This window comes from Pseudomonas sp. BAV 4579, from assembly GCF_009765395.1.
GTDB classification, from domain to species: domain Bacteria; phylum Pseudomonadota; class Gammaproteobacteria; order Pseudomonadales; family Pseudomonadaceae; genus Chryseomonas; species Chryseomonas aestiva.
On record NZ_WHOV01000202.1, the window covers coordinates 1 to 2,281 of the forward strand.

Sequence of the window (2,281 nt, forward strand, 5' to 3'; positions counted from 1 at the left end):
GTCGTCCTGGGACGGCTACATCGCCGCGGTCACCGCCGACGCCTGCATCAAGGCCCAGGACAGCGGCGCCATCGAGCCCATCAGTCTGCCCAGCCGACCGGCCTTCTACGGCTGACCGTCGTCCGCTGGCGTCAGGTGCCGCGGCGAGACGCGCGCGACACCTTGCCGGAGCGCTTTCGTGACCGGGCCGCGGTATCCAGCACGTCTGGCGGTAGCCCGCTGGACGCCAGGAACAAAGCCTGCGCCTATGACGGGCGGCAGCCTGCAACACGGATTTACGCCGGCTCCAAAAGCAGCCTGTATATTTTTTCCAGAACATTTGTATTGGAAATAAAATTCCAATACAGTGGTTTCAGGTAGCTGCACGAACACGACCTTGCGCCGCCTGGCCAATGCGTAACCAACAAGAACAAGATCAGGTGCCCTTCCCATGAAAACTTCCGTATCCCCTGCGGTCAGCGCGACTCCTGCGTCCGAACTCTCCCCGCCACTGCCGGCCATCCTGGGTTGGCTACTCCGGCTGTGCAGTCACGAGCGCGCAGATGCCGTGATCGGCGCCATGCCTGGCGCGCCTGTCCTCTATCGACTCAAGTGACGCGCGGCTGACCCGCGCGCACCCAGTTACCGCGGCGCCACCGCTCCCGGTCGGCGATCCCGCGGGGGTGTCTCGCGTCGGCGCCGCGCTGTGCCTTTGCCATCCCGCCCAGAACGGAGTGTTTCCATGCCTTGCAAACCTCACCTCACCGCCCTCGCCGTGTCTCTGCTCCTGGCCAGCACCTCCGTGCTGGCCGATCTGAAGATCGGCGTGAGCATGCCCACCTTCGATGACAACTACCTGACCTACTTGCGCGAAAACATGAGCAAGAAGGCCAAGCAGGGTGGCATTTCGCTGCAGTTCGAAGACGCCCGCAACGACGTGGTCAAGCAGCTCAACCAGGTGCAGAGCTTCATCAGCCAGAAGGTCGATGCGGTGATCGTCAACCCGGTGGATACCGCAGCCACGCGCAACCTGATCGAGTCGGCGAGCAAGGCGGGCATTCCGCTGGTGTTCGTCAACCGCAAGCCGGATGACGCCAAGCTGCCGGCCGGGGTGGTGACCGTGACCTCCAACGACCGCGAGGCCGGGCATCTGCAGGCGCAGTACATCGCCGACAAGCTGGGCGGCAAGGGGCAGGTGGCGATCCTGCTGGGTGAGCTGTCGAACAACTCGACCCAGGTGCGGACGGCCGGCTTCAAGGAGATCCTCGGCAAGTATCCCGGCATCAAGATCGTCGAGGAACAGACCGGCATGTGGTTGCGCGACAAGGGCATGGACCTAACCAGCAACTGGTTGCTGGCCGGCAAGGAGATCGACGGCATCCTGTCGAACAACGATGAAATGGCCATCGGCGCGGCCATGGCGCTCAAGCAGGCCGGCAAGCAGGGCGTGCTGGTCGGCGGCGTGGACGGCACCCCCGATGCCCTGGCGGCCATCAAGCGCGGCCTGATGAGTGTGTCGGTGTACCAGGATGCACGTGGCCAGGCCGAAGGCGCCCTCAACGCCGCCGAGAAGCTGGCCAAGAAGGAAAACGTGGAACAGAACGTGACCATTCCCTATCGCCTCATCACTCCAGAGAATGTCGCCGAGTTCCAGGCCATGCTCAAGCAATAGGGAATGGCGCTGCCCGTCATGTCCGCAAAGCTGCGGGCGTGACGCTCAGGGGCATCCTGGAGAGGGTGGCTCCCTGCCGAAAAAGGCTCCCGCGAGGGGCCTTTTTTATTGGCTCGCCGCTAGTAAAATAATTTCCAAAAATATGTTGACTGGAAAATAAATTCCAATCAAAGTCGGGGCATTGGCTAGATCCGATGAGGTCTTCGCTCGCGAAGGCCGCTACAACAATAAGAAGGTGTGATCATGTCGTCCGCTCCCTTGGCGCTCGCGCTTGTCCGCATTCCGCTCACCCGTTGCCTCGGCCTGCTGCTGACCTGCAGTGGGGCCGCCGCGGCCGCGCTGCGCCTGGGCGTCGCCGTCACCCATTCCCTCGCCGACCTGATCCGCGCCCAGCAGCTCCAGGACCGTAGCGTCGATCCAGCCGCTACCGCCGCCGCCCCCGACGCCTATCCGCAGTTCCAGCGTCTATGACCTAAGCCGCGGGCCGCCCGGTGGCGGGCCGCGAGGAGAGCGTGACCATGCTAAGTTCCGCCACCGCCGCCGCGCCGGGCGCCCTGCCAGCCACCGCGGCGTCCAGCGAATACCTGCTGGAAATCGTCGACGTCACCAAGGAGTTTCCCGGCGTCAAGG

The 2,281-nt window shown here is 63.8% G+C and carries 3 protein-coding genes and 1 pseudogene; all 4 read left to right on the forward strand.

Annotated features, from left to right (window positions below):
- Positions 1 to 115, forward strand: a pseudogene (locus GSQ95_RS24935) (inositol 2-dehydrogenase); the annotation flags it as partial.
- A 315-nt stretch (positions 116 to 430) separates the two neighbouring features.
- A complete protein-coding gene (locus tag GSQ95_RS24940) occupies positions 431 to 595 on the forward strand; it encodes a hypothetical protein (RefSeq protein ID WP_158894735.1) in 165 nt (54 codons plus the stop codon).
- A 126-nt stretch (positions 596 to 721) separates the two neighbouring features.
- Positions 722 to 1,651, forward strand: a complete 930-nt coding sequence (locus GSQ95_RS24945) for a sugar ABC transporter substrate-binding protein (RefSeq protein WP_158894738.1) — start codon at positions 722 to 724, stop codon at positions 1,649 to 1,651.
- Between the two features lie 243 nt (positions 1,652 to 1,894).
- Entirely contained in the window at positions 1,895 to 2,122 is a 228-nt protein-coding gene (locus GSQ95_RS24950) for a hypothetical protein (protein ID WP_158894740.1), read from the forward strand.
- Positions 2,123 to 2,281 lie beyond the last annotated feature (159 nt).